This window comes from Sporosarcina sp. E16_8 (genome assembly GCF_017347095.1).
Classification (GTDB): Bacteria; Bacillota; Bacilli; order Bacillales_A; family Planococcaceae; genus Sporosarcina.
The window spans coordinates 1-1,615 of record NZ_JADPRZ010000114.1; the positions used below are offsets into that span (position 1 = coordinate 1).

2 protein-coding genes are annotated in these 1,615 nt (G+C 43.6%); both read right to left on the reverse strand.

The annotated features are described in order from the left end of the window. A partial coding sequence (locus I2484_RS20985) for an IS3 family transposase (RefSeq protein ID WP_255551646.1) occupies positions 1 to 1,051 on the reverse strand: 1,051 nt, incomplete at its 3' end. After that, entirely contained in the window at positions 1,048 to 1,560 is a 513-nt protein-coding gene (locus tag I2484_RS20990; RefSeq protein WP_207152990.1) for a transposase, read from the reverse strand. The genes I2484_RS20985 and I2484_RS20990, both read right to left, overlap by 4 nt. Positions 1,561 to 1,615: the final 55 nt, after the last annotated feature.

The following is a 1,615-nucleotide window of genomic DNA, read 5'->3' on the forward strand; positions in this document are numbered from 1 at the left end:
TACCGCTCTTTTCAATTCGGATTTTCTCTTTCATCGGATTCAACGCGACTGATTCATGTGGACGCCAGTTGCGTGTTGATCCTGCCCATCGTTCTGGATGTTTTTGTTTTGCGAGCTTGTATACTTCATGACGTTTTTTTAGTACGTCAATATGTACACCTGTGTGACGTTGTTCCGGAGTAACGAAATTTATCCCACTATGCTGATGATCATGCGTATGCCAATGAACGAACCTTGCGGTCCATTCCCGAGCTTTTTCGGCTGACTCGAATCCGTTGAATGGGAACTCTGGCCGATATTTCAGAGTCCGGAATATTGCTTCTGAATACGGGTTGTCGTTACTCACCCGTGGTCTAGAATAAGAGCTTTGGATGCCCAATGTTTCAAGTAGCGTTTGAAATGTCGCTGCCTTCATCGGGCTGCCATTATCAGAGTGTAGGACGAGCGGAGCCCCATGTATTTTTTCACTTACAATGGTTTTCTTTATTAATTCTTCAGCGTGAGCAGCGTCTTCTGTTTCCCAAACTTCCCATCCGACAATCTTTCTACTAAATAAATCGATGATTAAATAAAGCTTATAATAAAGACCTTTAACAGGCCCTTTCAACCACGTAATATCCCAGGTCCATACTTGATTTGGGGCTGTAGCTAAATAGCTTTCGGGTAATTTCATTTCCGGTCTTTTACTTCGTCCGCGATGTTGCTGCATATGCTCTTCACGTAAGATACGGTACATCGTTGATTCAGAAGCGATGTAGATGGATTGGTCTGCCAGCTTCGGTACGATTTGTGAAGGGGGTAAGTCAACAAACTCTTCTTTTTTGACGACATTCAATACATCTTGCCTTTCTTGTTTTGTAAGCTTATTCTTTGGTTCAGGACGTAGTGCATAGGGACGTTGATCTTCCTTTACGTCACCATGAGATACCCAGCGTTCATACGTACGTACACTAATATTCAGCTCTGTACACGCGCGTGCTAATCGGGCACCGTCGTGATTAGCTTCCTGAATTAGTTCCACCGCGAGCTTGCGATCTGACGGGGAAATCATTCGTCCTCTAGATCCCCCCAGATCGCTCCGGCCTTTTTTCTTAATAGTAGTAGCGCTGCTGCTTCTGCCAACGCCTTTTCTTTTTTGCGCAAATCTTTTTCAATCTCGGAGGTACGCTTCTTCTCTTCTTTCAACTCTTGGGAAAGTCGTTTGGTTTGATTAATTTCACCAGTATTTGCGCTTAGGCAGACGGAACGCCATGCATCGATTTGTTCTTTATATAAACCTTTTTTCCGGCAGTATTCTGCTAGATCTGCTTGGTTCATCGCGTATGATTCCAGCACAACTAAGAACTTATCTTCACTACTCCAGCGCTCAGAAGCCTGTCCATTTCCAGGAGTTGCATTTCCGTCAATACGTGCTTTGTTTCTCCATTTATATAGGGATTGCGCTGAGATCCCAAGGTCATCACTAATACTTTTAACAGATTCGTTATTTGGGGGCATCATTCTAACGAGGACAGCGTCCTTCATTTCCTGCGTATATCTAATTGTAATTTCGTTCTTCATGTCGCACGACCTCCATCTATTATTTAAAGTATAACAGGAGAGTACCCTACGACAA